Consider the following 21,023-nt stretch of genomic DNA (forward strand, 5'->3'; position numbering starts at 1 on the left):
CGGTCGCCGATCAGGCGGAGATCGGCGAACGCCAGTCGTCGGAGCCGGAAGTGCCGGACACTTCGTGGGTCCAGATGATCTTGCGGTAGGTGAAGTAGACGTCTTCCAGGTGAGTGAAGTGGGCCATGTTCGGGTCCTGGCAGTTGGGCATGCGCGACTGCACGTCGACGATCACGGCGTCTTCCAGCTCGATGGTGAAGTAGTGCTCCTGGGTACCGGTGGAGGAGGTGCGGTACCACTCCAGGCGGCACTTGCTCAGACGCTCGCCGGAGGTCAGCGAGTTGAAGATCAGCGGCGAGGCCTTGTCGAACACCTTGGTGATCATCAGCGGCTTGTGCACGCGCTGGCCGGTCGGCTGGCCGGACTGCGGGTCGCGCGGGATGATCACCTGGTGGCTGAAAGCCTGCACCAGGATCTGGTCCTCGTGGCCTTCCTGGAAGATGTTGCCGACCGAGTCCTCGGTGAAGGTGCCGGCGGTGATCAGGCCTTGCTTGGTGCCTTCGAGGGACAGGTACGCGGGTGTTGGCATGGTGCTCTCCTTTGCATTGAGACGAGGACCGGGACTGGTCCGGGCGGCTGACTCAGTACAAGGGCCGTGCCAGGGGCGCGCAGCTCAGCAGCGGCGCGGGTTCTGGGCGTGTTGCCCAGGGCCTGTTTGCCCGTCTGTGCGCTGGGTCACCAAAGCCTGTGCAACAACTGGCGCAGGGCTGTGCAGGGGCTTGCGCAGAGGGGCTAGCCCGCGAAGCGTGGGGCCTGTAGCGCCGCCAGGAGTGAGGTGTGTGCAGAAAGTTGCGCAGAGCAGGGCGCGGGCTGCGCCCTCTCGTTCTAGGTGGGGTTTCCCGGATTACATCCGGGCTACAGGAGCCTTCCCTCTTCCCGGCCCTCTCCCATAAATGGGAGAGTTGGGCCGCTGGGGTCTAGTCTTCCCACTCGCGCCCGGCCAGTTCCAGCAGGGTGTTGGCCTGTTCCGGGCCGTTGCGGCCGGCGGGGTAGGGGCGCGGGTCCTGGTAGTTGTCCTGCCAGCCCTTGAGGATGGGGTCGATCCAGGCCCAGGCTGCCTCGACTTCGTCGCGGCGCATAAACAGCGTCGAATCGCCTTCGATCACGTCCAGCAGCAGGCGCTCGTAGGCATCCCAGCGACGTTTCTGCGGGAACACCTGGGCCAGGTTCAGGTCCAGCTCGATAGGGGTCAGCTGCATGCCCTTACCCGGGCTCTTGCCCATCAGCTGCAGGGTGATACGTTCCTCCGGCTGCAGGCTGATGACCAGGCGGTTGGCCTGGCTGCCTTCGAATAGGCGGTGCGGCACCGGCTTGAACTGGATGACGATCTCCGAGCACTTTTTCGCCATGCGCTTGCCGGTGCGCAGGTAGAAGGGCACGCCGGCCCAGCGCCAGTTGTCGATCTCGGCCTGAATGGCGACGAAGGTCTCGGTATCGCTGTCGTTGTCGACATGTTTCTCGAAGTAGTACGCCGGCACTTCCTGTCCGCCGATCTTCCCGGCGACGTACTGGCCGCGCACCGTCTTGTCGTGCACGTCGAGGCCGGCGATGGGCTTGAGCGCTTCGAGGATCTTCACCTTTTCATTGCGCACCGACTCGGCGTCGAAGCGCACCGGCGCTTCCATGGCCACCAGGCAGAGCAGCTGCAGCAGGTGGTTCTGCACCATGTCGCGCATGGCGCCAGCTTTGTCGTAATAGGCGCCGCGATTTTCCACGCCGAGCGTCTCGTTGACGCTGATCTGCACGTGGTCGATGTGCCCGGCACGCCAGATCGGCTCGAACAGGGCATTGGCAAAGCGCAATGCCATCAGGTTCTGCACCGTCTCCTTGCCCAGGTAGTGGTCGATACGGAACACCTGCGGCTCGCTGAACACCGCGCCGATGGCGGCGTTGATCTCACGAGCCGACTCCAGCGAGCGGCCGATCGGCTTCTCCAGCACGATGCGCGTATCGCTACCGGCCAGCCCGGCGATGGCTAGGTGCTCGGCGATGGCTTCGAACAGGTCCGGCGCGGTGGCCAGGTAGTAGATGCGCCCGCGGTTGCAGGCATGGGCGCCGAGGAACCGGGCCAGGCGGCCGAATTCGGCGCTCTGCGACAGGTCCATGGCCAGGTAGTCCAGGCGCGCGGCAAAGCTGGCCCAGGTGTCGTTGTCGAAGTCGCTGCGCGCTACCTGGGCGCGGCAGCGGCGTTCGGCCAGGGCCTGGTACTCGGCGCGGTTCAGCACATTGCGGGCGGCGGCGAGGATGCGCATGTCGGCCGGCAGGCGGCCGTCGCGATGCAGGTGGTAGAGCGCCGGCAGCAGCTTGTGCAGGGCCAGGTCACCGGTGCCGCCGAATACCAGCATGTCACAAGGGCTATTCAACGGTAGGCCTCCGGCCGGGTTTGCCTGTGCGGTTCGGGCGCTCATGTAGTATAACTACAAGCACGCTACAGCCGATCATAACAGGCTGGGCGAAACCGCCGCGAGCCGGCGCCTTGGTCATCGAGACGACAACAGAGCCCTGCCCGTGAATCTTCTGCAGCACATCGCCCAGTCCCGTCACCTGCTCCGCAAGTCCGAACTGAAGGTCGCCGATCACGTCCTGCAGGACCCGTCCGCAGTGATGCACAGTTCCATGGCCGACCTGGCCCAGGAAGTCGGCATCAGCGAGCCGACCATCGTGCGTTTCTGTCGCGCCATCGGCTGCAGCGGTTTCCAGGATCTCAAGCTGAAGCTGGCGCAAAGCCTGGCGGCCGGCGCCAGCTTCGGCCAGTTCGCCATCCACGAGGACGACTCGGTGGCGGACTTCAGCCTGAAGATCTTCGACACCACCCTGCACACCCTGATGGAAGTGCGCGAGCGCCTGGACCCGCAGGCACTGCAGCGCGCCATCAATGCCATCGCCCATGCCCAGCGCATCGAGTTCTACGGCTTCGGCGCCTCCGGTGCGGTGGCCGCCGACGCCCAGCACAAGTTCTTCCGCCTGCTGCTGACCGCCGCCGCCTACTCCGACCCGCACATGCAGGCGATGAGCGCGGTGACCCTCAAGCCCACCGACGTGGCCATCTGCATCTCCCAGTCCGGCCGTTCCAAGGACCTGCTGATCACCGCCAACCTGGTGCGCGAGTCCGGTGCCACCCTGATCACCCTGTGCCCGAGCCAGACCCCGCTGGCCGACCTGGCCACGGTCAACCTGGCCATCGATGTGCAGGAGGACACCGAGATTTACACCCCGCTGACCTCGCGTATTGCCCATCTGGTGGTGATCGACGTGCTGGCCATGGGCGTGGCCATGGCCCGCGGCCCGGACCTGGTCAACCACCTCAAGAGCGTCAAACGCAGTCTGCGCAGCCTGCGCCTCTCGCCCAAGTCGGTGCGCAGCGTCGAGGACTAGCGTCACGCAAGATTCATCGGCGCGCCGCCAAAGCGTCACCCTCCTGCGCGCATGCTGGGCTCCCGTTATCGGACTAGGAGCCCCGCGATGAGCCTGCATCACGCCGAACCCGTTCACGACAGCAAGACCCGCCGCAAGCTGGAAGACCAGCGTCGCATGGCCTTCCGCCGCGCCATCGAGGAATACGCCGAGCAGCGCCGCCTGCAGCGCGAGCTCCACGACTATCCCGATCTGCTCCCCGCCGGCTTCCTGCTCGAACGCGCCGCGCCCCGCCGCCAGGCGGCCTGAGCCCTGCCAGCGGTATGCCGAATTCGGCATGCCGCGCGTGCAAAGCGATCAAGCCGCAGCGGCCGTGACGGGCCACTGTAACGGGCAGACTGCCAGGAGCCCGTTATGACCCGACTGACCCTCACCGAGGCCCATGAGCTGGCCGCCGCGATCCTGCGCCATGCCGGTTTCAGCGAGGCCTTCGCCCAGGCGATCGCCGCCACCGTGACCGCCGGCGAGCGCGACGGCTGCAAGTCCCACGGTCTGTGGCGCCTGCTCGGCATCGTGCGCACCCTCAAGGCCGGCAAGGCGGTGGCCGACGCCGAGCCCGAGGTGATCGACCAGGCACCGTCGCTGGTACGGGTCGACGCCCATGGCGGCTTCTCCCAGCTGGCCTTCGCCGCCGGCCTGCCGCTGCTGGTGGACAAGGCCCGGCACAACGGCATCGCTGCCATGGCGATCAACCGCTGCGTGCACTTCTCCGCGCTGTGGGTGGAGATGGAGGCGCTCACCGAGCGTGGCCTGGTGGCGCTGGCCTGCAACCCGACCCAGGCCTACGTGGCGCCGGCCGGCGGCAGCCGTCCGCTGTTCGGCACCAACCCCGTCGCCTTCGGCTGGCCGCGTGCGGGTGGTCATCCTTTCGTCTTCGACTTCGCCACCAGCGCCATCGCCCGCGGCGAGATCGAGCTGCACCGCCGTTCCGGCGCGCCGCTGCCGGCCGGCTGGGGCGTCGATCGTCATGGCCAGCCGAGCAGCGAGGCCGCCGAGGTGCTCGACCATGGCGCCATGCTGACCTTCGGCGGGCACAAGGGCTCGGCCCTGTCGGCGATGATCGAGCTGATCGCCGGGCCGCTGATCGGCGACCTCACCAGCCTCGAATCCGGCGCCTTCGACGGCGGCGCCAACGCGCTGCCGTACCACGGCGAGCTGATCATCGCTCTCGATCCGCAGCGCTTTCTCGGCGCGCAGGCCGACCAGCACCTGGCCCGCGCCGAGGCGCTGTTCGAGGCGATCCAGGGCCAGGGCGCGCGGCTGCCGTCGCAACGGCGCTATGAGGCGCGGGCGAAAAGCCTGGTCGAGGGCGTGGAACTCGACGACGGCCTGTATCGCGATCTGCAGGCGTTGCTGGCCTAGGGCATCGTCGTAGCCCGGATGCAATCCGGGAGGCAGGCAACTCCGGTCCCGGATGGCATCCGAGCTTCGCGTCGCCCGAAATACCCTCACCCCGGCCCTCTCCCGGAGGGAGAGGGGGGTTTCCCGTAGGCAAAAAAAGCCCCGGCGAACCGGGGCTGAGGGAGAGAAGCGCTGGTGGCTGAGCCGACACAAGTTGTGTTTCAGGCCAGCGATTCCCGCGTGGTAATGCCGTCGACCAGCCGGGCCAGGCCCAGCGGGTTGGCGTTTTTCAGGGCGTCCGGCAGCAGGGCGTCCGGGCAGTTCTGGTAGCACACCGGGCGCAGGAAACGGTCGATGGCCAGGCTGCCGACCGAGGTGCCGCGCGCATCCGAGGTGGCCGGGTAGGGGCCGCCGTGGACCATCGCATCGCACACTTCCACGCCCGTCGGATAGCCGTTGAACAGCACCCGGCCGACCTTCTGCTCGAGCAGCGGCAGCAGGTCGCCGTGGGCCTCCAGGTCAGCCGGCTCGGCGGTCAGGGTGGCGGTCAGCTGTCCGCGCAGGCCGTGCAGTGCGCGGATCAGCTGGGCTTTGTCGGCCACTTCCACCACCACGGTGACCGGGCCGAACACCTCTTCCTGCAGCAGCTCGTCGCCGTTGAGCAGCAGGGATACATCGGCCTGGAACAGCTGCGGGCGGGCCTGGCGGCCTTCCTGCGGCTGGCCGGCCAGGTGCTTCAGCCCCGGGTGGGCGTGCAGCGCGGCCAGGCCGCGTTCGTAGCTGCCCAGGGTGCCGGCGTTGAGCATGGTCTGCGGCGGGCGCTGGCCGATCTCGGCGATCAGGTTGGCGACGAACAGGCTGAAGGCCGGCGAGGCGATGCCGATGACCAGGCCGGGGTTGGTGCAGAACTGGCCGCAGCCCTGCACCACCGAGTCGGCCAGTTCACGGGCGATCTTCTCGCCGCGGGCCTCGAGGGCGGCGGGCAGCATCAGCACCGGGTTGATCGAGCTCATCTCGGCGAACACCGGGATGGGATGCGGGCGCGCCGCAGCCATGTCGCACAGGGCGCGACCGCCCTTCAGCGAGCCGGTGAAGCCGACTGCCTGGATCGCCGGGTGCTTGACCAGCCACTCGCCGACCCCGCCGCCGTAGACCATGTTGAACACGCCGGCCGGCATGCCGGTCTGCTCGGCGGCGCGGATGATCGCCTGGGCCACCAGCTCGGCGGTTGCCATGTGGCCGCTGTGCGCCTTGAACACCACCGGGCAGCCGGCGGCCAGCGCCGCGGCGGTGTCGCCGCCGGCGGTGGAGAAGGCCAGCGGGAAGTTGCTGGCGCCGAACACCGCCACCGGGCCGACGCCGGTGCGGTACTGGCGCAGGTCCGGGCGCGGCAGCGGCTGGCGCTCGGGCAGGGCGCGGTCGATGCGCGCGCCGAGGAAGTCGCCACGCCGCAGCACCCTGGCGAACAGGCGCATCTGCCCGCTGGTACGGCCGCGCTCGCCCTGGATGCGCGCGGCCGGCAGGGCGGTCTCGCGGCACACCAGCTGGACGAAGTCGTCGCCGAGGGCGTCGATCTGCTCGGCGATGGCGTCGAGAAAGTGGGCGCGGCGCTCCGGGCTGAGGGCGCGGTAGGCCGGGTAGGCTGCCTCGGCGGCGCGGGCGGCGGCGTCCACCTCGGCCTCGGTGGCCTGGTGGAAGGCGTAGGGCAGCGTCTCGCCGGTGCTGGCGTCGAGGCTGTGCAGGATGGTCTCGCCGGCGGCGCTGCGGGCGCCGGCGATGAAGTTGTGGCCGGTGATGGCGGGCATGTTTAGCTCCTGTCGGGTGCCTGTGAGATCAGCGTTGCCATTGCGGATCGGCCGGATGCCCGGAAGCATCCGGCCGCAGCACGGCGATCAGGCGGCCGACCAGTTGGCGTACCACTGGCGGAACAGCTTGTACTGGGTCTCGGCGTAGTTGCGCTGGGCGTCGCTGAGTGCGTCGGTGGGGTTGAAGTGCAGGCTGTACTCCGGGTCGCCGCCCAGCACCATCAGGTACTTGTAGTAGAGAACCAGGTCGCAGCCCTCGTCGAAGGACGACAGCACGTTGAGCGCCTCGGACAGCTCCAGGGCGCGGCGGCGGGCGACGGCGTCGCCCTTGGCGGCCTGCTTGCTCAGCTCGACCAGCTGCAGCACCTCGCGCGGCAGGACGTTGCCGATGCCGGTGATGGCGCCGGTCGCGCCGCAATTGACGAAACCATGCATCACCTGGGTATCGACGCCAGCCATGAGGATCACCTGGTCATCCTGCGAGGTGATGTGCTCGGCGGCGTAGCGCATGTCGGCGGCGCCGCCGAATTCCTTGAAGCCGATCAGGTTGGGGTACTGGCGGCGCAGCTTGAAGAACAGCTCGGCGCGGGTTGCGAAGCCGTAGTAGGGGCTGTTGTAGATCACTGCCGGCAGCTTAGGTGCCGCCTTGAGAATGGCGCCGAAGTGCGCTTCCTGGGCGGCCGGCGAAGCGCCGCGCGACAGCACGCGCGGAATGACCATCAGGCCATGGGCGCCGACCTTGGCGGCGTGGGCGGCGTGTGATACCGCTTCGCGGCTGTTCACCGCGCCGGTGCCGACGATGGTCGGGATGCCGGCGGCGACCAGGCGCGCCACCCCTTCCTGGCGTTCGGCCTCGGTGAGCAACGGCCAGTCGCCCATGGAGCCGCAGTAGACCACGGCGCTCATGCCGGCCTCGATCAGCTGCTTGCCCTTGCGCACCAGGGCGTCGAAGTCCGGCTTGCGCTCGGCGGTGCAGGGCGTCATCAGGGCGGGAATGGTTCCGGTGAAGATGGAGCTGTTCATGCTGTGGCCTCCTGGGCAGAGTCAATGTATTTCGTATACGAAAAAGGGCGGGCGGTATCGGCCCTGGTTTCCATGGTGTGGGCCTGAGCCCGGTTCAGTGCGCCGACGCGGCGGCGGTTTTCAGATCTGCAAAAAACTGGGTCAGGGTTGCGGCTCGACCGGCCAGGTATCGGATAACCGATAGCCCTGCGGCCAGGGGTCGTCGGGGTCGAGCAGGTGCTGGTGGGTGCCGGTGATCCAGGCTCGGCCGGACAGGCAGGGGTGGATGGCCGGGCGCCCGGCGACTTCGGTGATACCGGCGATGCGGCAGTGGAACTCGGAGCCGATGATCGAGCGGCCGACGAAGCGCTCGCCGTCCTGCATCTGGCCCTTGGCGTGCAGCACCGCCATGCGCGCCGAGCAGCCGGTGCCGCAGGGCGAGCGGTCGATCTTGCCGGGGCGGATCACCACCGCGTTGGCGGCGGTCAGCACGCCATCGATGCGCTCCAGCGGCGCGGCGATCTGGCAGAACGAGATATGGTCCCAGTCCTTGTTCAGCGGATGGACGAAGCCCAGCTGCTCATTGGCCGCGTGGGTGATCTTCAGGCCCACGGCGACCAGGTCGGCGGCCTCGTCGGCGGTCAGGGCGAAGCCCAGGGTACGGGCGTCGGCGATGACGAAGCTGTCGCCGCCGTAGGCGGTGTCGACCTTGAGGCTGCCGAGTCCTTCGACCTCGATCATGGCGTCCAGCTGGTCGGCGAAGGACGGCACGTTCTTCACCTCGACGCGCTGCACCTTGCCGTCACGGCACTGGGCCACGGCCTCGATCAGGCCGCCCGGCGCTTCCAGCACCAGGCGCGTTTCCGGCTCGGTCATCGGCAGGATGCCGCTGTCGAGCAGCACGGTGGACACGCACAGCGAGTTGGAGCCGGACATGGGCGGCGTGTCGGCCGGCTCCATGATGATCCAGGCCATCTGCGCCCGCGGGTCCTTGGCCGGTACCAGCAGGTTGACGTGGCGGAACACGCCGCCGCGCGGCTCGTTCAGCACGAAGTTGCGCAGCTCCTGGTCGCGGGCGATCCAGCGCGACTGTTCCCACAGGGTGGCGCCCGGCGGCGGCGCGACGCCGCCGACGATGACGTCGCCGACCTCGCCCTCGGCGTGGCAGCTGACCACATGGATGACCTTGCTTGAACGCATTGCTCTCCCCTTACAGGACCGACTTGAGGAAGTCCGCGGTTTCCGGCTTCTGCGGGTTGCCGATGACCTGCTCGGGCGCGCCGATCTCGTGCACCAGGCCGTTGCGGAAGAACGCCACGCGGTCGGACACGTCGCGGGCGAAGCGGATCTCGTGGGTGACCAGGATCATGGTCATGCCTTCCTCGGCGAGCAGGCGCATGGTGTCCAGCACCTCGCCCACCAGCTGCGGGTCGAGGGCGCTGGTGGCCTCGTCGAACAGCATGTAGTCCGGGCTCATGGCCAGCGCGCGGGCGATCGCCATGCGCTGCTGCTGGCCGCCGGAAAGCTTGCTGGGGAACACCTTGAGCTTGTCCGCCAGGCCCACGTGGGTGAGCTGCTTGACGGCCATGGCCTCGGCTTCCTGCTTGCTCAGGCCGAGCACCTTGCGCGGCGCCAGCATGACGTTCTCCAGCACGGTCAGGTGCGGGAAGGCGTTCCACTGCTGGAACACGATGCCGATCTTCTGCCGCAGCTTGTTGAGGTCGGTGGCCGGCGCGTGCACTTCGGTGCCGTCGACGCGGATGCTGCCTTTCTGGATCGGCTCCAGGCCGTTGATGCACATCAGCAGGGTCGATTTGCCGGAGCCGGAGCCGCCGATGATCGACACCACCTCGCCCTTGTTCACCGTCAGGCTGACACCCTTGATGACTTCGAGGTCGCCGAAGGATTTGTAGACGTTGTCGATCTCAATCATTTTCCTGCCACCTTTTCTCCAGCCGGGCGCCCAGCTGGGCCACCACCAGGCTCATGACGTAGTAGATGAGGCCGGCGATGCACAGCACCAGCAGCGGCTCCTGAATACGGGTAACGATGGTCTGCGAGGCGCGCAGCAGCTCGACGATGCCGATCCACATGACCAGCGCGGTGTCCTTCATCACGCTGAGCACCAGGTTGAGCCAGCCGGGGAAGGCCACGCGGGTGGCGATCGGTAGCACGATGTAGCGCAGGTCCTGGCTGTAGCTCATGCCCAGCGAACGCGCGGCGCGGCGCAGGTTGGGCGGCACGGCCAGCACGCCGCTGCGCACCACCTCGGTACAGAAGGCTGCGGCATACACGCCGAGCACGATGCAGCCGACGGTGAAGGCGCTCATGTCCATCCCGGCGATGCTTTTGAGGGCATTGAACAGGACGAACTGGATCAGCAGCGGCACGCTGCGGAACACGTCGAGCACCCAGGCCAGCGGCAGGGTGGCGCGCGGCAGGGCGGCGCGCAGCAGGCCGAACAGCACGCCGGCCAGGGTGCCGATGAGCATGGCGCCGGCGGTCAGCTTGAGGGTGACCCAGGCACCCTGCAGCATGAACAGCAGGTCGTTGGAGGTGAGGCTGGTATCGAACATGTGCGCGCCTCCCTCAGTAGCGGAACAGACGCCAGGCCATCAGGCGTGCGGCGAGCACGATGGTCTTGGCGATCAGGTAATAGAGCACCGCCGCGATGGCGAAGTACTCGAAGGTACGGAAGGTCTTCACGTTGTAGTCCTGGGTGACCCCGGTGAGGTCGTTGTTCAGCCCGACGATGACCCCCAGCGAGGTCATCAGCACGGCCCAGACCATCTGGTTGGACAGCGGATGGAAGACGATGCGCAGCAGCTGCGGGACGATGATCAGGCGGTAAGCCTGGAAGGCGCTCATGCCCAGCGAACGGGCCGCCTTCATCTGCGTCTCCGGCACCGCCTTGAGGCCGCCGCGGAAGTTCTCCGCTAGGTAGCCGGCGTTGTTGAAGGTGATCCCCGCGACCAGGGCGACCCAGGAGCTGACGTGCAGGCCGAAGCTGCCGAGGCCGAAGTAGAGGATATAGATCTGGAACAGCGACGGGGTGTTGCGCGCGATGGACACCCAGGTGTTGGCGAAATGCCGTGGCACCGGGTGCTGCATCTGCCGCATCACCGTCAGCAGCAGGGCGATCAGGGTACCCAGGAGCATCGACAGGGCTGCCGTCTCCAGGGTCACCCAGGCGCCCGCCAGCATGTCCGGCAGGGCCTTGAAGGCCGAGCGCCAGTGGAAGGAGTAATCGAACATCGATCAGCGTGTCCCTTGGGGTGGAAGTTGACCCAGCCAGGCTGGGAGTTGTCCCTGGTTGCGCCCCGTGCAGGCGGCCTCGACGCACGCGGCGAGATTGCCGAAATGCACCTGGCGGCCGGCCAGGCCGGGGGCGTAGTGGGCGTACTTGCCCGAATTGGTCATCAGGTTGCGGCTGCCCGGCGGTACCACCGGCTCGCCGAGCATGCACCAGCAGGTATCGGTGATCAGGCACGCGCCGAAGCGCTCCAGCGTGGCCACATGGCCGGCGGCCGTGGCCTGTTCGTGCACGGCGCGGCCGCAGGTCACCACCAGGGCGGTGTCCGGGTGGCGCTGGCGGCCCGCGCAGAGTTCGGCCAGGCGCGCCAGCTCGGTGGCCGAGCAGTGCGGGTTGCCCAGGGCCACCAGGCTGACTTCGGCCGAGTCGGCGCCGTTCAGCTCCCACCAGCTGTCCAGCAGGTCGGCGAGGCTCACCCGCAGCTGCCGGGTGGGCGCCCTGCCGCCGAGGGCGCTGGCCACATCCGGCGCCTCGGGAGTAACCCCGGCGATATGGAACATGGGCGCCGCCGAAGTGGTGGCGAAGGCGGCGCCGAAGGCCTTGAGGTCGTCGCTGTTCGGCGCGCTGCGTTCCAGGCCGCTGAGCACCGGGATGTCGACGGTGCAGAGCAGGCCGACGTGGTAGCCGAGCAGCGGCCAGAAGCTGTCGTCCGCGTCCTGCGGGGTTTCCACCTCGATCAGCAGGCGCGCGTGGCGGCCCTCGTCGAGGTGGCTGCCGCTGCGCGGTGCGCGGCCGGTGAGGGCGATGCAGATGTCCAGGTAGTCCGGGTACTTGAGGGTACGGGCGCCCAGCACGCTGTTGGCGTAGACCACGGCGTTGGACTCGGCCCAGACGATCTGCTCGCCGGCCTTGGGCGCGCTGTCCAGCAGGTAGGGCGCGCAGGTGAAGCTGAGCGCCGCACCCATCGCCATGTAGACGTCGCCAAGCTCGCTGGCCGGCTCGCCGAAGGCCGGGTCGATACCCAGCGCGCGCCAGCGGCGCTGGTCCACCGAGATCGAGTTGAGGGTGGTCGGTACGCTGACCTTCGCCCCCCAGTCGAGCAACTGGCGGGCGAAGCGCAGGCAGGCCGGGCCGGTGTAGATGCAGCCGTCGATGTGCGCCTGGGTCACGTCGAGCAGCTCGCGCGCGCCCTGCAGCTCGGCCATGCGCAGCACCAGCTGCATGGCCACCTGGGCGGCGCGGCCCTGCTCTCCGGCGAGGATGGCGCGGTCACCGGCGCTCAGCGTCAGGCTCGGCGGATGGCTGCCGTCGTGGGCGATCGGCGTGGCCTGCCAGCCGTCGGCCGGCGCGCTGTCGAACACCTGCAGGCGCGTGCCGTCTACCCGCACGCTGGAGCCGGCATGGGCGGCCAGGTCGGCGAAGGCGGCGTGGCCGATGCACAGCACCGGCAGCTGCACGTCGAACACATGCTCGGCGACCAGGGCGCCGAGGGTAAGAATCTCGTCGGGTTCGGCCAGCACCAGCGCTGCCGGTGCCGGACCGTTGAGGATCAGTTCCAGCAGGACGCTGCTGCCGGTGCAGGAGCCGCGTCCGCTGGGAATGGCCAGCACGCGCCCGGCCAGGGATTGCCCGCTCAGCGGGTGGTGACGGTCGATCACCTCGCCGCTGAACGGGTCGACGCCGCCCCAGAAGCTCAGGCCCAGGTCGGCGTGGAGCAGGCTGCCCTGCCCCCGTCCCGCGACCAGACTGCGACCCTCGATGGACAGTACGGACATCGTCATCTCTCCCGGGCGCGCGCGATCAGTAGTACACGCCGGGCACGGTCAGGTTGGCCGGCTTGATCTCGTCGCCGACCCACTTCTTCCACAGCTCGTCGTAGCGGCCGTTACGCACCTGCTGGTTGACGAACAGGTTGAGGTAGTTGAGCAGGCCGTACTCGCTGCGCTTGGCCGCCAGGGACACGTAGTCGACCACGTAGGGCGCGTCACCGGCGACTTTCAGGCCCTTGTACTTGCCGGACTTGAGGGTGGCGGCGGCCACTGTGTTGGTTACCACGGTGGCGTCGATATGGCCCTGGGCCACGGCGAGGATGGTGTCGTTCTGCGACTGGTAGGCGCGGAAGCTGCCTGTGCCCCAGGCCTTCTGGTCCTTCTCCAGGGCGATGGCCTCGTAGGTGCCGCTGGTGTTGCCCAGCTTCTTGCCCTTGAGGTCGGCGTAGCTGTTCACGCCAGCATCTTCGCGGGTCAGCACGACCATCTGGAAGGCGAAGTAGGGGATGGTCATGCCCACGGTCTTGGCGCGCTCCAGGGTGTCGGAGGTGGAGGCGACGATCACGTCGGCGCGGCCGGAAACCAGCGCCGGGATGCGGTCGGGGAAGGGCGTTTCGACCACTTCCGGTTCCACGCCGAGGACCTTGGCCAGGTCGGCGCAGTAGTCCACGTCGAAGCCGGCCGGATTGTTGTTCTCGTCGCGGAAGCCCATGGGCGGGAAGTCCAGGGTCACGGCGCAGCGCAGCTTGCCGGACTCGATGATGTCATCGAGCTTGTCGGCCTGGGCGGTGGCGGCCAGGGAAGCGCTGAGTGCGGCGCCGAGGGCGATGGCGAGGGTCTTTCTATTCATGTGCAGCCTCATGTGTGTCTGATGGTTGGCAGATGAAACAGATGTATCTTGAATTTCGTATACGATATTTGATTAGCAAGGGCTGTGCCGGATTGCCCGGAGCAGACGCGATGAATCGCCCAGCCCGCGCCACATCGGCCCGGACGGCTGGATGCAGCGGTGACTGAAAGACTAGTCGGCCCTTTTCGTGACCGCTTGGTGTTACAGAACGAAGCATGGATGCGCCGGCGTGCCCACAAACGGAACACGACGGGTTGCACCCGGCGCTCGTCAGGGCTGGCGGTGGGAGTCGCGGTACTGGCTGGGGGAGAGGCCGGTGAGGGCCTTGAACTGGCGGCTGAAGGCGCTGTGGTCGGTGTAGCCGCAGCGCAGGGCGATCTCGGTGATCGGCAACTCGCCGAGCAGCAGCTGCGAGGCCGCGCCCAGGCGCGCCTTGTGGATCATCTGCCGCGGGGTGAGCTGGAAGATGCGCTTGCAGTGGCGTTCCAGCTGCGCCACCGAGAGGCCGGCGATGGCGGTCAGCTCGGCCAGGCTGATCGGCTGGGCGTAGTGCTGGCGGATGTGTTCGTCCACCGCCGCCAGCTTCTGATAGGCCGGGTGCGCGGCCTGAGCCGCCGGCAGGTCGCAGGAGATGCCGGCCATGCCGATGACCTGTCCGGAGAGATTGCGCAGCGCCAGCTTGTGGGTCAGGCACCAGCCGGGCTGGCGGCCGGGGTAGAGGTGCAGCTCCAGCTGGTCGGCGAGCAGGCTGCCAGCTTCCAGAACCTCTTTATCCTGGGCGGTGTAGAGCGGGCCGAAGCGCGAGGGGAACACTTCCTCGGCGGTGCGCCCGAGCAGCTCGCTCTTGTCGCGGTAGCCGCAGCGGGTGGCCAGGGTCTGGTTGACCAGCACGTAGCGCGCCTGCGCGTCCTTGACGAAGAACACCACGCCGGGCATGGCATCCAGCAGCGGGGCAACGGCGCTCAGGCTGGCGAGCAGGCTGGGCAGGTCGGCGGGAGCGGTGGACGGCAGCAGGTCGAGCATGGGACAGGCACTGGCCTTCGGGGCGCCCATTCTGCGCAGCGAGGTTCGGCGGGGACAAGTGGCCCGCCGCGTTGCGGGCCACTCATGGGTTACTGCAGGCGTACGCTGTAGTCCTCCACTTCGCCGTAGTTGAAGCTGCCGCAGGGCACGGGCGCGGCGTTGTAGCGCATGGCGATGCGCAGGCGCGTTTTGCCCGCCGGGGCGTTGGCCGGCACGCTCAGGTTGCCGCTGGCCACGGTGCTGAGGGCGCGGCCGGAGCTGTACACCTCTTCGCCGGCATCGAGGAAGTCACCGTCCTTGTTCAGGTCGATCCAGGCCTTCCAGTACTCGGGGTAGGCGCGCCCGGAGAACTGCGGGGTCAGGCGCAGGCTGTTGGCGCCACGCTGCAGGTCGATCACCTGGGCGGTGAAGTCGCTGTAGGTGCTGGCGCCGGAGCTGCGGCTGAAGGTGCCGACCTGCACCTGGCCGATCCATTCGGCATTGGCGTTGCCGCTGGCAGCGCTGCAGTAGCTGGGCTGTGGCGTACCCTCGCCGATCACCAGGAAGCTGGCGCTGACCGCGCCCCAGCTGCCGCCGGCGTCACGGGCGCGCACGTAGAGCAGGTGCTTGCCGGTGGCCAGGCCGGTGGTGTCGACGCTGCCGCTGAGGCTTTCGCTCTTGGCGTTGAAGGCGCCGTCCTGCGGCAACAGGGCGATCGGCGTGGCGCCGGCCTCCCAGGGCGCCTTGTCGAGGTAGTACTCGGCGGCGGCGATGTTCTGCGTGGCCTCGGTGCCGTTGGCAGTGCTGAAGCGCAGGTCGCTGGCCGTGGCGCTGAGCGTCACCGGCGTGCCGGCCGGCACACCATCGGTGGCGGCGCCGCCGCTCAGGGTAACGCTGGCCACGTCGGGCCCGGCCGGCGTGATGTATGGCGTACGCACCACCTTGGCGGCATAGATCAGCGCCGGTAGGTTCTTCGGCTTCACCGTGTTCTGGTACACGGCGCAGGTCTGGAAGAACTGCGTGCCCAGCTCGAAGGTGTAGGCGGCCACGCCCAGTTCGCCGTAGCTGACGCCGTCGCTGGTGCCGTCGGTGGGGTAGAGGCCGACCGACTGCTGCGGGGTGTAGCCGTTGAAGAAGGCGAACTTGCGTCCCAGGGTCTGCAGCGCGGTGCCGTTGGGCGCAGCCTGGCTGGTGTCGCCCCAGGGCCAGAGCACCAGTTCGCTGTAGCTGTGGATGTCCAGGTGGATGCCGCTGGTGCTGCTCGGCGCCGCGTCGCCACGGTTGGGTCCGCGGCGGTCCGGCCACAGGCTGCGCGCATAGGCCTCCAGGGTCTGCACCTCCGGCTCGGAGCCGGCACTGGGGCCGCGGTAGGTGTCGTTGCACTGGGCGCCGCTGGAGCCCTGGCCGTTGGTGCTGTTCCAGCCGAAGCTGAAGTTGCGGTTGAGGTCGGCGCCGCGGCTGTTGCTGTTCGGCCCGCAGTAGTTCTGGTTGGTGTTCTTGCGCCAGGACAGCCCGGTCTCGGCCTTCTTGCGACCGTCCGGGTTGGTGTGCAGCAGCAGATGCACTTCGTGATGGTCGAGAATCCAGGTGGCATCCGCGTCCACGCCGTAGCCATCGACCAGCCAGCGGGCGAAGGCCAGCACCAGCGGCGCGGTGGTGTACTCGCGGGCGTGGATGGCGCTGTTGATCAGCAGCTTGGGCTTGTCGCCGGGCTTGTCCTTGTTGGTCAGCTTGAGCACGCCGATGTCATAGCCGCCGAGGCCTTGGGTCTTCTCCCAGGACTGGCCGACGTTCAGCCATTCGGCCAGCTGCGGGCGCTGGCTGGCCATGCCGGCGGCGGCCGCGTATGTCTCCTCCACCGTCTCGTAGCAGGCGTAGCCGGGAATGCTGGCGATGCTCACGTCGCTGGCCGCGCTGCTGCTCAGGCTGCGCTGCTGCAGGCGTTGCTGGATCTTGCCGAGGATCTGGTTGCGCTTGGCGATGAAGTCGTCGGCCACTGCGAAGGTGAAGCCGAACACGGCCAGCTTCTGCTGTTCTTCCTCGGTCAGCTCCATGATCAGGTAGCCCTGCTCGTAATGCGATTCGAGCAACTGGCCGTGGAAGCTGATGGCGGCCTTGCGGGCGATCTCCAGGTTGGGGAAGAAGGCCTTGTACACCTGGTTGTTGGCTTTCTCCTGCTCCAGCAGGAGAAAGTCGTCCTGGGCCTGGGTCTCGTTGCTGGCCTGGGCCGCCTGCAGCACGCAGAGCGCGGCGATGGCGAGGGTTAACTTCCGCTTTATCATGCTTGAGTTCCTATCCATGTGTTGTTGTGTCGCTATGCCCGATAAGGCAAAGGCGGTTTCTCGCGCCTTCTTGTGGAAGGCGCCTGGACGTGCGGCAGTGGAAGCTCTGGCTGACGACTGCACAGGCGCGGGGAAATCCCTTCCTGGCCTTGGGGGTACAGGTGGCCGGTCTGACAACGAGAGTGCGAGAAAACCTAGAAGCCCTTCCGAGGGCTGTCAATTTCTCGCAGGATGGCGGAGTTTTTTCTGTAGATCGCTGCAGATACTAATGACATGGTGGCAATTTATGCGTCGATCGAAGTCGCTCGCCTTTCTTCTGCCCTTGCTCCTGGCCCTGGGCTGCAGTGCCGGGCCGACCGCTGAGGACCCACTCGCTGCGGAGTGGGCGCAGCTGCGCCAGCAGCACGGGCATTTCGACGGCAGCCCCTGGCGCCGGGATCTGGATGCCTGGCAGGGGCGCAAGCACCAGCTGATGCAGGACCTGGCCGAGCGGCTGTTGCAGGAGCGGCCCGATGGCGCCGGCGTGCGCAGGCTGATGGGTGAGCCGGATCGCCAGGTGGCGCCTGGCACCGCTGAGCATGCCGACTGGCTGCGCCGTACCGAATGGCGCGGCGCGCCGGCTGGCGCGCTGTGGAGCTACCACTGGCGTGGCGAGCACGACCAGCTGCTGGTGGCCCTCGCCGGCGAGCGGGTGGTGGCGGTGGGCTGGCTCTACGCCTGGGAGTGAGGTTCGTCGCCGAGCTGCAGCAGGGTGTCGATGCGCGCCGGGCTGAAGGGCGGGCGCGGCGCTGGCGGCTGCCAGCCGAACAGCGCCTGGGCGGCGGCACCGCACACGCGGCCCTGGCAGGCGCCCATGCCGCAGCGGCTGGCCAGCTTGGCCTGGCTCCAGCCCTGGTGATCGGTTACGGCCGATAGCGGCACGTCCTCGCAGCGGCAGATCAGGGTGTCCGGCCGGGCCAGTCGCCTCACCGCATCGCCGAGGGCGAAGGCGCTGTTTAGCGCGCGGGCGAAGCCTTGCCAGCGCTGGCGCTGCGACCACAGGCGTTGCGCCGCTTCGCGCTCGCCGACCGCCGCATGACCGGCGATGGCGCCTTCGACCAGGGCCTTCTCGCTGCCGCCGAAGCCGGTGCTCTCGCCGGCCGCGTAGACGCCGGCCAAGCTGGTGGCCTGCCAGGCGTCGACGGCGATGGCGCCGTTGTCGATGCGGCAGCCCAGGGCCTGGCCCAGCTGCAGATTGGGCACCAGGCCGAAGCCGCAGGCCAGGCGCTCGCAGGCGATTTCGCGCAGCTGCCCGCCGATGTTCAGGCGCACCGCTTCCAGGCGCCCGTCACCGAGGGCTTCGACTACATGGCTGCTGGCCCGGTAACCGCGATGGAATAGGCCGAAGGACTGCAGCAGCTTGTGCGGCCAGCGCGGCAGCTGCGAGGCGAAGCCGGCCACGGCGGACCAGGGTGCCTGCTCGAGGATATTCAGCACCTGGGCGCCGTTGTCCCGCGCGGTGGCGGCGCTGGCCAGCAGCAGTGGGCCGCTGCCGGCGATGACGATGCGTTCGCCGGCCACCGGCAGGCCGCCCTTTATCAGTGCCTGCAGGCCGCCGGCGCCGGTGACGCCGGGCAGGGTCCAGCCGGGGAAGGGCAGCAGCAGCTCGCGCGCGCCGGTGCACAGGATCAGTTTTTCGTACTCGATCACCCGGCCCTGCTCGGGGTCTTCCACCAGCAGCGCCTGGGGCCCGGCCAGGGCGACCACGCGGCTGGCCGGCAACAGCTCGATGTTGGTTTGGGCGTCCAGGCGCTGGCGATGTTCGCGGGCCAGCTTGGGGATGTGCGCCTGCGGGCCGTCGCGCCAGATCTGCCCGCCGGCGGCGGGGTTGTCGTCGAGCACGGCGATGCGCGCGCCGCTCGGCGCGGCGGCCAGGGCCGCGGCCATGCCGGCGGGGCCGGCGCCGACGATGAGGATATCCACCTTCATGGCTGGCTCTCCACGCGCATGCCGTCGCGGCACAGGGTCTGGCAGGCCAGGCGGCGCTGGCCGTCGATGGTCACCCGGCATTCCTGGCACAGGCCCATGCCGCACACTGGCGCGCGGCGCTGGCCGCCGACCGAGGTGCGGCTGCTGCCGTCGCCGCCGAGCGCCAGCGCGGCGGCTACCGTGGTGCCTTCGGCCACGCGCAGCGGGCGGCCGTCGAGGATCAGTTCAGGCATGCGCGCGGACTCCGGGGAAGCGTTGCGGCAGGTAGGGCTCGGGCGCCAGTGGCGCGGTTTCGCCGAACAGCTGGGCGATGAGCAGGTCGGCGCTGCCCGGCGCGGTAGTCACGCCCAGGCCTTCGTGGCCGACCGCCAGCCACAGGCCGCGGCGCTGCGGGTGCTCGCCGAGCAGCGGCAGGCCGTCCGGGCTGGCGGCGCGAAAGCCGGTCCAGGCGCGGATGCCGTTGAGGTTGGCCAGGCCCGGCATGTAGTGCACGGCGCGGCGCAGCATCTTGGCCAGCATCCAGGGCTCGACCTCGGGGTCGAGGGTGCCGAACTGGCGCGAGGCGCCGATGAACAGCTGGCCGGTCGGCCGCGGCTGGATATTGGCGGCGGTCGAGGGGCCCGTGGCGTTGTGCGCGCTGGTGACGTAGCCCAGCTCCACCAGGGTATGGCTGATGCGCCCCGGGTAGCGGTCGGTGATCAGCAGGTGGCCCTTCTTCGGTTCCACCGGCAGCTCCGGGCAGAGTTCGGTGACGTGGGTGCCGCCGGCCAGGATCACCGCCTGGGCGCTCAGCCAGCTGCCGTCCTGCAGGCGCACACGGGCGCCGTCGACCTCGACCACCTGTGCCCGGCGCTGCTCGATCAGCGGGTGGTCGAGCAGCCAGCGCGCGGCATTGGGGGCGTAGAGGATGCCGTCGCCGCCGACCCGCAGGCCGCCGTGCAGGCCGTCGCGCAGCTCCGGCTCGGCGGCACGCAGGGCGCCGGCGCCGAGCAGCTCGCAGTCCAGGCCGTGCTCGCGCAGCACCTGGTACTTGGCCTCGGCCACCGCCATCTCCTCGGCATTGGCGGCCAGCCACAGGGTGCCGTTCTGCCGGTAGGCGCAGTCCTCCGGCATCTCCCGTGCCCAGTCGCGCCAGCGCTGCACCGAGTACTGGCTGAGCGCCAGTTCGGCCGGGTTGTCGTCCAGTACGATCAGGTGGCCCATGCCGGCGGCGGTGGCGGCGCGCAGGCCGGCGTCCAGCACCAGCACGCGCTGGCCGCGCTTGGCCAGTTCACGGGCGCAGGCGGCGCCGACGATGCCGCCACCGATGACGATCACGTCGCTCACAGGCGAATGCCCCAGGCGAAGGGGTCGTCCGCCTCGATCAGCAGGGTGGCCTCGGCGCTGAGGTGCGCGCGACCACGGATGGTGGGGATGATGCGGCCGCCTTCGGCGTGCTCGTAGTGGGTCTCGAACTGGCTGCCGATCACGCTGGCCTGGCGCCACAGCTGGCCCGGCTGCAGCTTGCCGTCGGCGGCCAGGCAGGCCAGCTTGGCGCTGGTGCCGGTGCCGCAGGGCGAGCGGTCGTAGGCCTTGCCGGGGCAGAGCACGAAGTTGCGGCTGTCGGCCTCGGCATCGTCGGCGAACAGCTCGATATGGTCGATCAGGCCGCCGTCCTCGCCGCGTAGGCCCTGGTCTTCGAGGGCCTGCTGCACTGCCACCGAGTAGGCGGTGAGCGCTTCCAGGTTGTCACCGGCGACACGCAGGCCGTGCTCGCTGATCAGGAAGAACCAGTTGCCGCCCCAGGCGATATCGCCGACCACCCGGCCGTGCCCCGGCACCTCGACTGCGACCGCCTGGCGGTAGCGGTAGGCCGGCACGTTGCGCACGCTCACCGAGCGGTCGTCGTGCAGGGTCGCCTCGACGGTGCCGACCGGCGTCTCGATCCTGTGTACGCCAGGGCCGATGCGCCCCAGGTGGGCCAGCGAGACCACCAGGCCGATGGTGCCGTGGCCGCACATGCCGAGGTAGCCGCTGTTGTTGAAGAAGATCACTCCGGCACAGGCGGCGGGGTCGACCGGCTCACAGAGCAGGGCGCCGACCAGCACGTCGCTGCCGCGCGGCTCCAGCACCGTGGCGGCGCGCCAGGCGTCGAAGCGCTCGGCGAGCAGCTGGCGGCGCTCGGCCATGCTGCCGCGGCCGAGGTCGGGAAAGCCGTCGAGAACCAGGCGGGTCGGTTCACCGCCGGTGTGCGAGTCGAGTACACGGATGCGTTGCATGGGTGGGCCCCTGCCGATGAGTGGATACCGGCAAGGTTGCCGCCGCGTGGGCGTCGGCGGCTTGAGTCATTTAGCCTGC

At 68.8% G+C, this 21,023-nt stretch carries 20 protein-coding genes; 4 read left to right on the top strand and 16 right to left on the bottom strand.

Annotation, left to right across the window (positions count from 1 at the left end; all coding sequences use genetic code 11):
- Positions 1 to 10 precede the first annotated feature (10 nt).
- Both PA6_RS16420 and zwf read right to left on the bottom strand, forming a co-directional pair.
- Positions 11 to 529, bottom strand: coding sequence for an Hcp family type VI secretion system effector (locus tag PA6_RS16420; protein ID WP_021702072.1), 519 nt, complete (start codon positions 527 to 529; stop codon positions 11 to 13).
- Positions 530 to 917: 388 nt separating this feature from the next.
- A complete protein-coding gene (gene zwf, locus PA6_RS16425) occupies positions 918 to 2,345 on the bottom strand; it encodes a glucose-6-phosphate dehydrogenase (protein WP_021702073.1) in 1,428 nt (475 codons plus the stop codon).
- A 163-nt stretch (positions 2,346 to 2,508) separates the two neighbouring features.
- Here zwf and hexR point away from each other — a divergent pair, with 163 nt between their 5' ends.
- From hexR to PA6_RS16440, 3 genes are all read left to right on the top strand, one after another.
- Positions 2,509 to 3,375: a transcriptional regulator HexR gene (hexR, locus tag PA6_RS16430; protein ID WP_021702074.1), complete on the top strand. Its 867-nt coding sequence runs from the start codon at positions 2,509 to 2,511 to the stop codon at positions 3,373 to 3,375.
- 87 nt (positions 3,376 to 3,462) lie between these two features.
- Positions 3,463 to 3,663 carry a PA3496 family putative envelope integrity protein gene (locus tag PA6_RS16435; protein WP_021702075.1) on the top strand — a complete coding sequence of 67 codons (201 nt, stop codon included), beginning with the start codon at positions 3,463 to 3,465 and terminating at the stop codon, positions 3,661 to 3,663.
- A 105-nt stretch (positions 3,664 to 3,768) separates the two neighbouring features.
- On the top strand, positions 3,769 to 4,776 hold the full coding sequence (locus tag PA6_RS16440) for an Ldh family oxidoreductase (RefSeq protein WP_021702076.1): 1,008 nt from the start codon (positions 3,769 to 3,771) through the stop codon (positions 4,774 to 4,776).
- A 200-nt stretch (positions 4,777 to 4,976) separates the two neighbouring features.
- On the opposite strand, the gene PA6_RS16445 is transcribed toward PA6_RS16440, so the two are convergent.
- The 10 genes from PA6_RS16445 to PA6_RS16490 all read right to left on the bottom strand — a co-directional run bounded on the left by PA6_RS16445 (position 4,977) and on the right by PA6_RS16490 (position 16,718).
- Positions 4,977 to 6,560, bottom strand: coding sequence for an aldehyde dehydrogenase (NADP(+)) (locus PA6_RS16445; protein WP_021702077.1), 1,584 nt, complete (start codon positions 6,558 to 6,560; stop codon positions 4,977 to 4,979).
- An 87-nt stretch (positions 6,561 to 6,647) separates the two neighbouring features.
- A complete protein-coding gene (locus tag PA6_RS16450) occupies positions 6,648 to 7,583 on the bottom strand; it encodes a dihydrodipicolinate synthase family protein (protein ID WP_021702078.1) in 936 nt (311 codons plus the stop codon).
- A 141-nt stretch (positions 7,584 to 7,724) separates the two neighbouring features.
- Positions 7,725 to 8,762 carry a trans-3-hydroxy-L-proline dehydratase gene (locus tag PA6_RS16455; protein WP_021702079.1) on the bottom strand — a complete coding sequence of 346 codons (1,038 nt, stop codon included), beginning with the start codon at positions 8,760 to 8,762 and terminating at the stop codon, positions 7,725 to 7,727.
- Between the two features lie 10 nt (positions 8,763 to 8,772).
- A complete protein-coding gene (locus PA6_RS16460) occupies positions 8,773 to 9,495 on the bottom strand; it encodes an amino acid ABC transporter ATP-binding protein (protein ID WP_021702080.1) in 723 nt (240 codons plus the stop codon).
- A complete protein-coding gene (locus tag PA6_RS16465; protein WP_021702081.1) occupies positions 9,488 to 10,138 on the bottom strand; it encodes an amino acid ABC transporter permease in 651 nt (216 codons plus the stop codon). The genes PA6_RS16460 and PA6_RS16465 overlap by 8 nt, the downstream gene beginning before the upstream one ends.
- Before the next feature lie 13 nt (positions 10,139 to 10,151).
- Entirely contained in the window at positions 10,152 to 10,817 is a 666-nt protein-coding gene (locus PA6_RS16470) for an amino acid ABC transporter permease (protein ID WP_021702082.1), read from the bottom strand.
- A gap of 3 nt (positions 10,818 to 10,820) precedes the next feature.
- Complete coding sequence (gene lhpI, locus PA6_RS16475) at positions 10,821 to 12,596, bottom strand: cis-3-hydroxy-L-proline dehydratase (RefSeq protein WP_370453121.1); 1,776 nt, start codon at positions 12,594 to 12,596, stop codon at positions 10,821 to 10,823.
- Positions 12,597 to 12,615: 19 nt separating this feature from the next.
- Positions 12,616 to 13,434 carry an ABC transporter substrate-binding protein gene (locus tag PA6_RS16480; RefSeq protein WP_021702084.1) on the bottom strand — a complete coding sequence of 273 codons (819 nt, stop codon included), beginning with the start codon at positions 13,432 to 13,434 and terminating at the stop codon, positions 12,616 to 12,618.
- A gap of 270 nt (positions 13,435 to 13,704) precedes the next feature.
- Positions 13,705 to 14,457 carry an AraC family transcriptional regulator gene (locus tag PA6_RS16485; protein ID WP_052520181.1) on the bottom strand — a complete coding sequence of 251 codons (753 nt, stop codon included), beginning with the start codon at positions 14,455 to 14,457 and terminating at the stop codon, positions 13,705 to 13,707.
- Between the two features lie 89 nt (positions 14,458 to 14,546).
- The gene (locus PA6_RS16490) at positions 14,547 to 16,718 is read right to left on the bottom strand and encodes a M14 family zinc carboxypeptidase (RefSeq protein ID WP_021702086.1); all 2,172 of its coding nucleotides are present in this window, start codon (positions 16,716 to 16,718) and stop codon (positions 14,547 to 14,549) included.
- 286 nt (positions 16,719 to 17,004) lie between these two features.
- On the opposite strand from PA6_RS16490, the gene PA6_RS16495 reads away from it, so the two are divergent.
- On the top strand, positions 17,005 to 17,445 hold the full coding sequence (locus tag PA6_RS16495) for a hypothetical protein (RefSeq protein ID WP_021702087.1): 441 nt from the start codon (positions 17,005 to 17,007) through the stop codon (positions 17,443 to 17,445).
- On the opposite strand, the gene PA6_RS16500 is transcribed toward PA6_RS16495, so the two are convergent.
- From PA6_RS16500 to PA6_RS16515, 4 genes are read right to left on the bottom strand one after another with little or no spacing between them, the layout of a single operon-like run.
- Positions 17,430 to 18,686 (bottom strand): NAD(P)/FAD-dependent oxidoreductase, encoded by a 1,257-nt coding sequence (locus PA6_RS16500; protein WP_021702088.1) that lies wholly within the window; start codon positions 18,684 to 18,686, stop codon positions 17,430 to 17,432. The genes PA6_RS16495 and PA6_RS16500 overlap by 16 nt on opposite strands.
- The gene (locus PA6_RS16505) at positions 18,683 to 18,919 is read right to left on the bottom strand and encodes a (2Fe-2S)-binding protein (protein WP_021702089.1); all 237 of its coding nucleotides are present in this window, start codon (positions 18,917 to 18,919) and stop codon (positions 18,683 to 18,685) included. Before PA6_RS16505 ends, PA6_RS16500 begins: the two co-directional genes overlap by 4 nt.
- Entirely contained in the window at positions 18,912 to 20,012 is a 1,101-nt protein-coding gene (locus tag PA6_RS16510; protein ID WP_021702090.1) for an NAD(P)/FAD-dependent oxidoreductase, read from the bottom strand. The genes PA6_RS16505 and PA6_RS16510 overlap by 8 nt, the downstream gene beginning before the upstream one ends.
- Positions 20,009 to 20,944 (bottom strand): 4-hydroxyproline epimerase, encoded by a 936-nt coding sequence (locus PA6_RS16515; protein ID WP_021702091.1) that lies wholly within the window; start codon positions 20,942 to 20,944, stop codon positions 20,009 to 20,011. Before PA6_RS16515 ends, PA6_RS16510 begins: the two co-directional genes overlap by 4 nt.
- Positions 20,945 to 21,023 lie beyond the last annotated feature (79 nt).

The organism is Aquipseudomonas alcaligenes NBRC 14159 (assembly GCF_000467105.1).
GTDB classification, from domain to species: domain Bacteria; phylum Pseudomonadota; class Gammaproteobacteria; order Pseudomonadales; family Pseudomonadaceae; genus Aquipseudomonas; species Aquipseudomonas alcaligenes.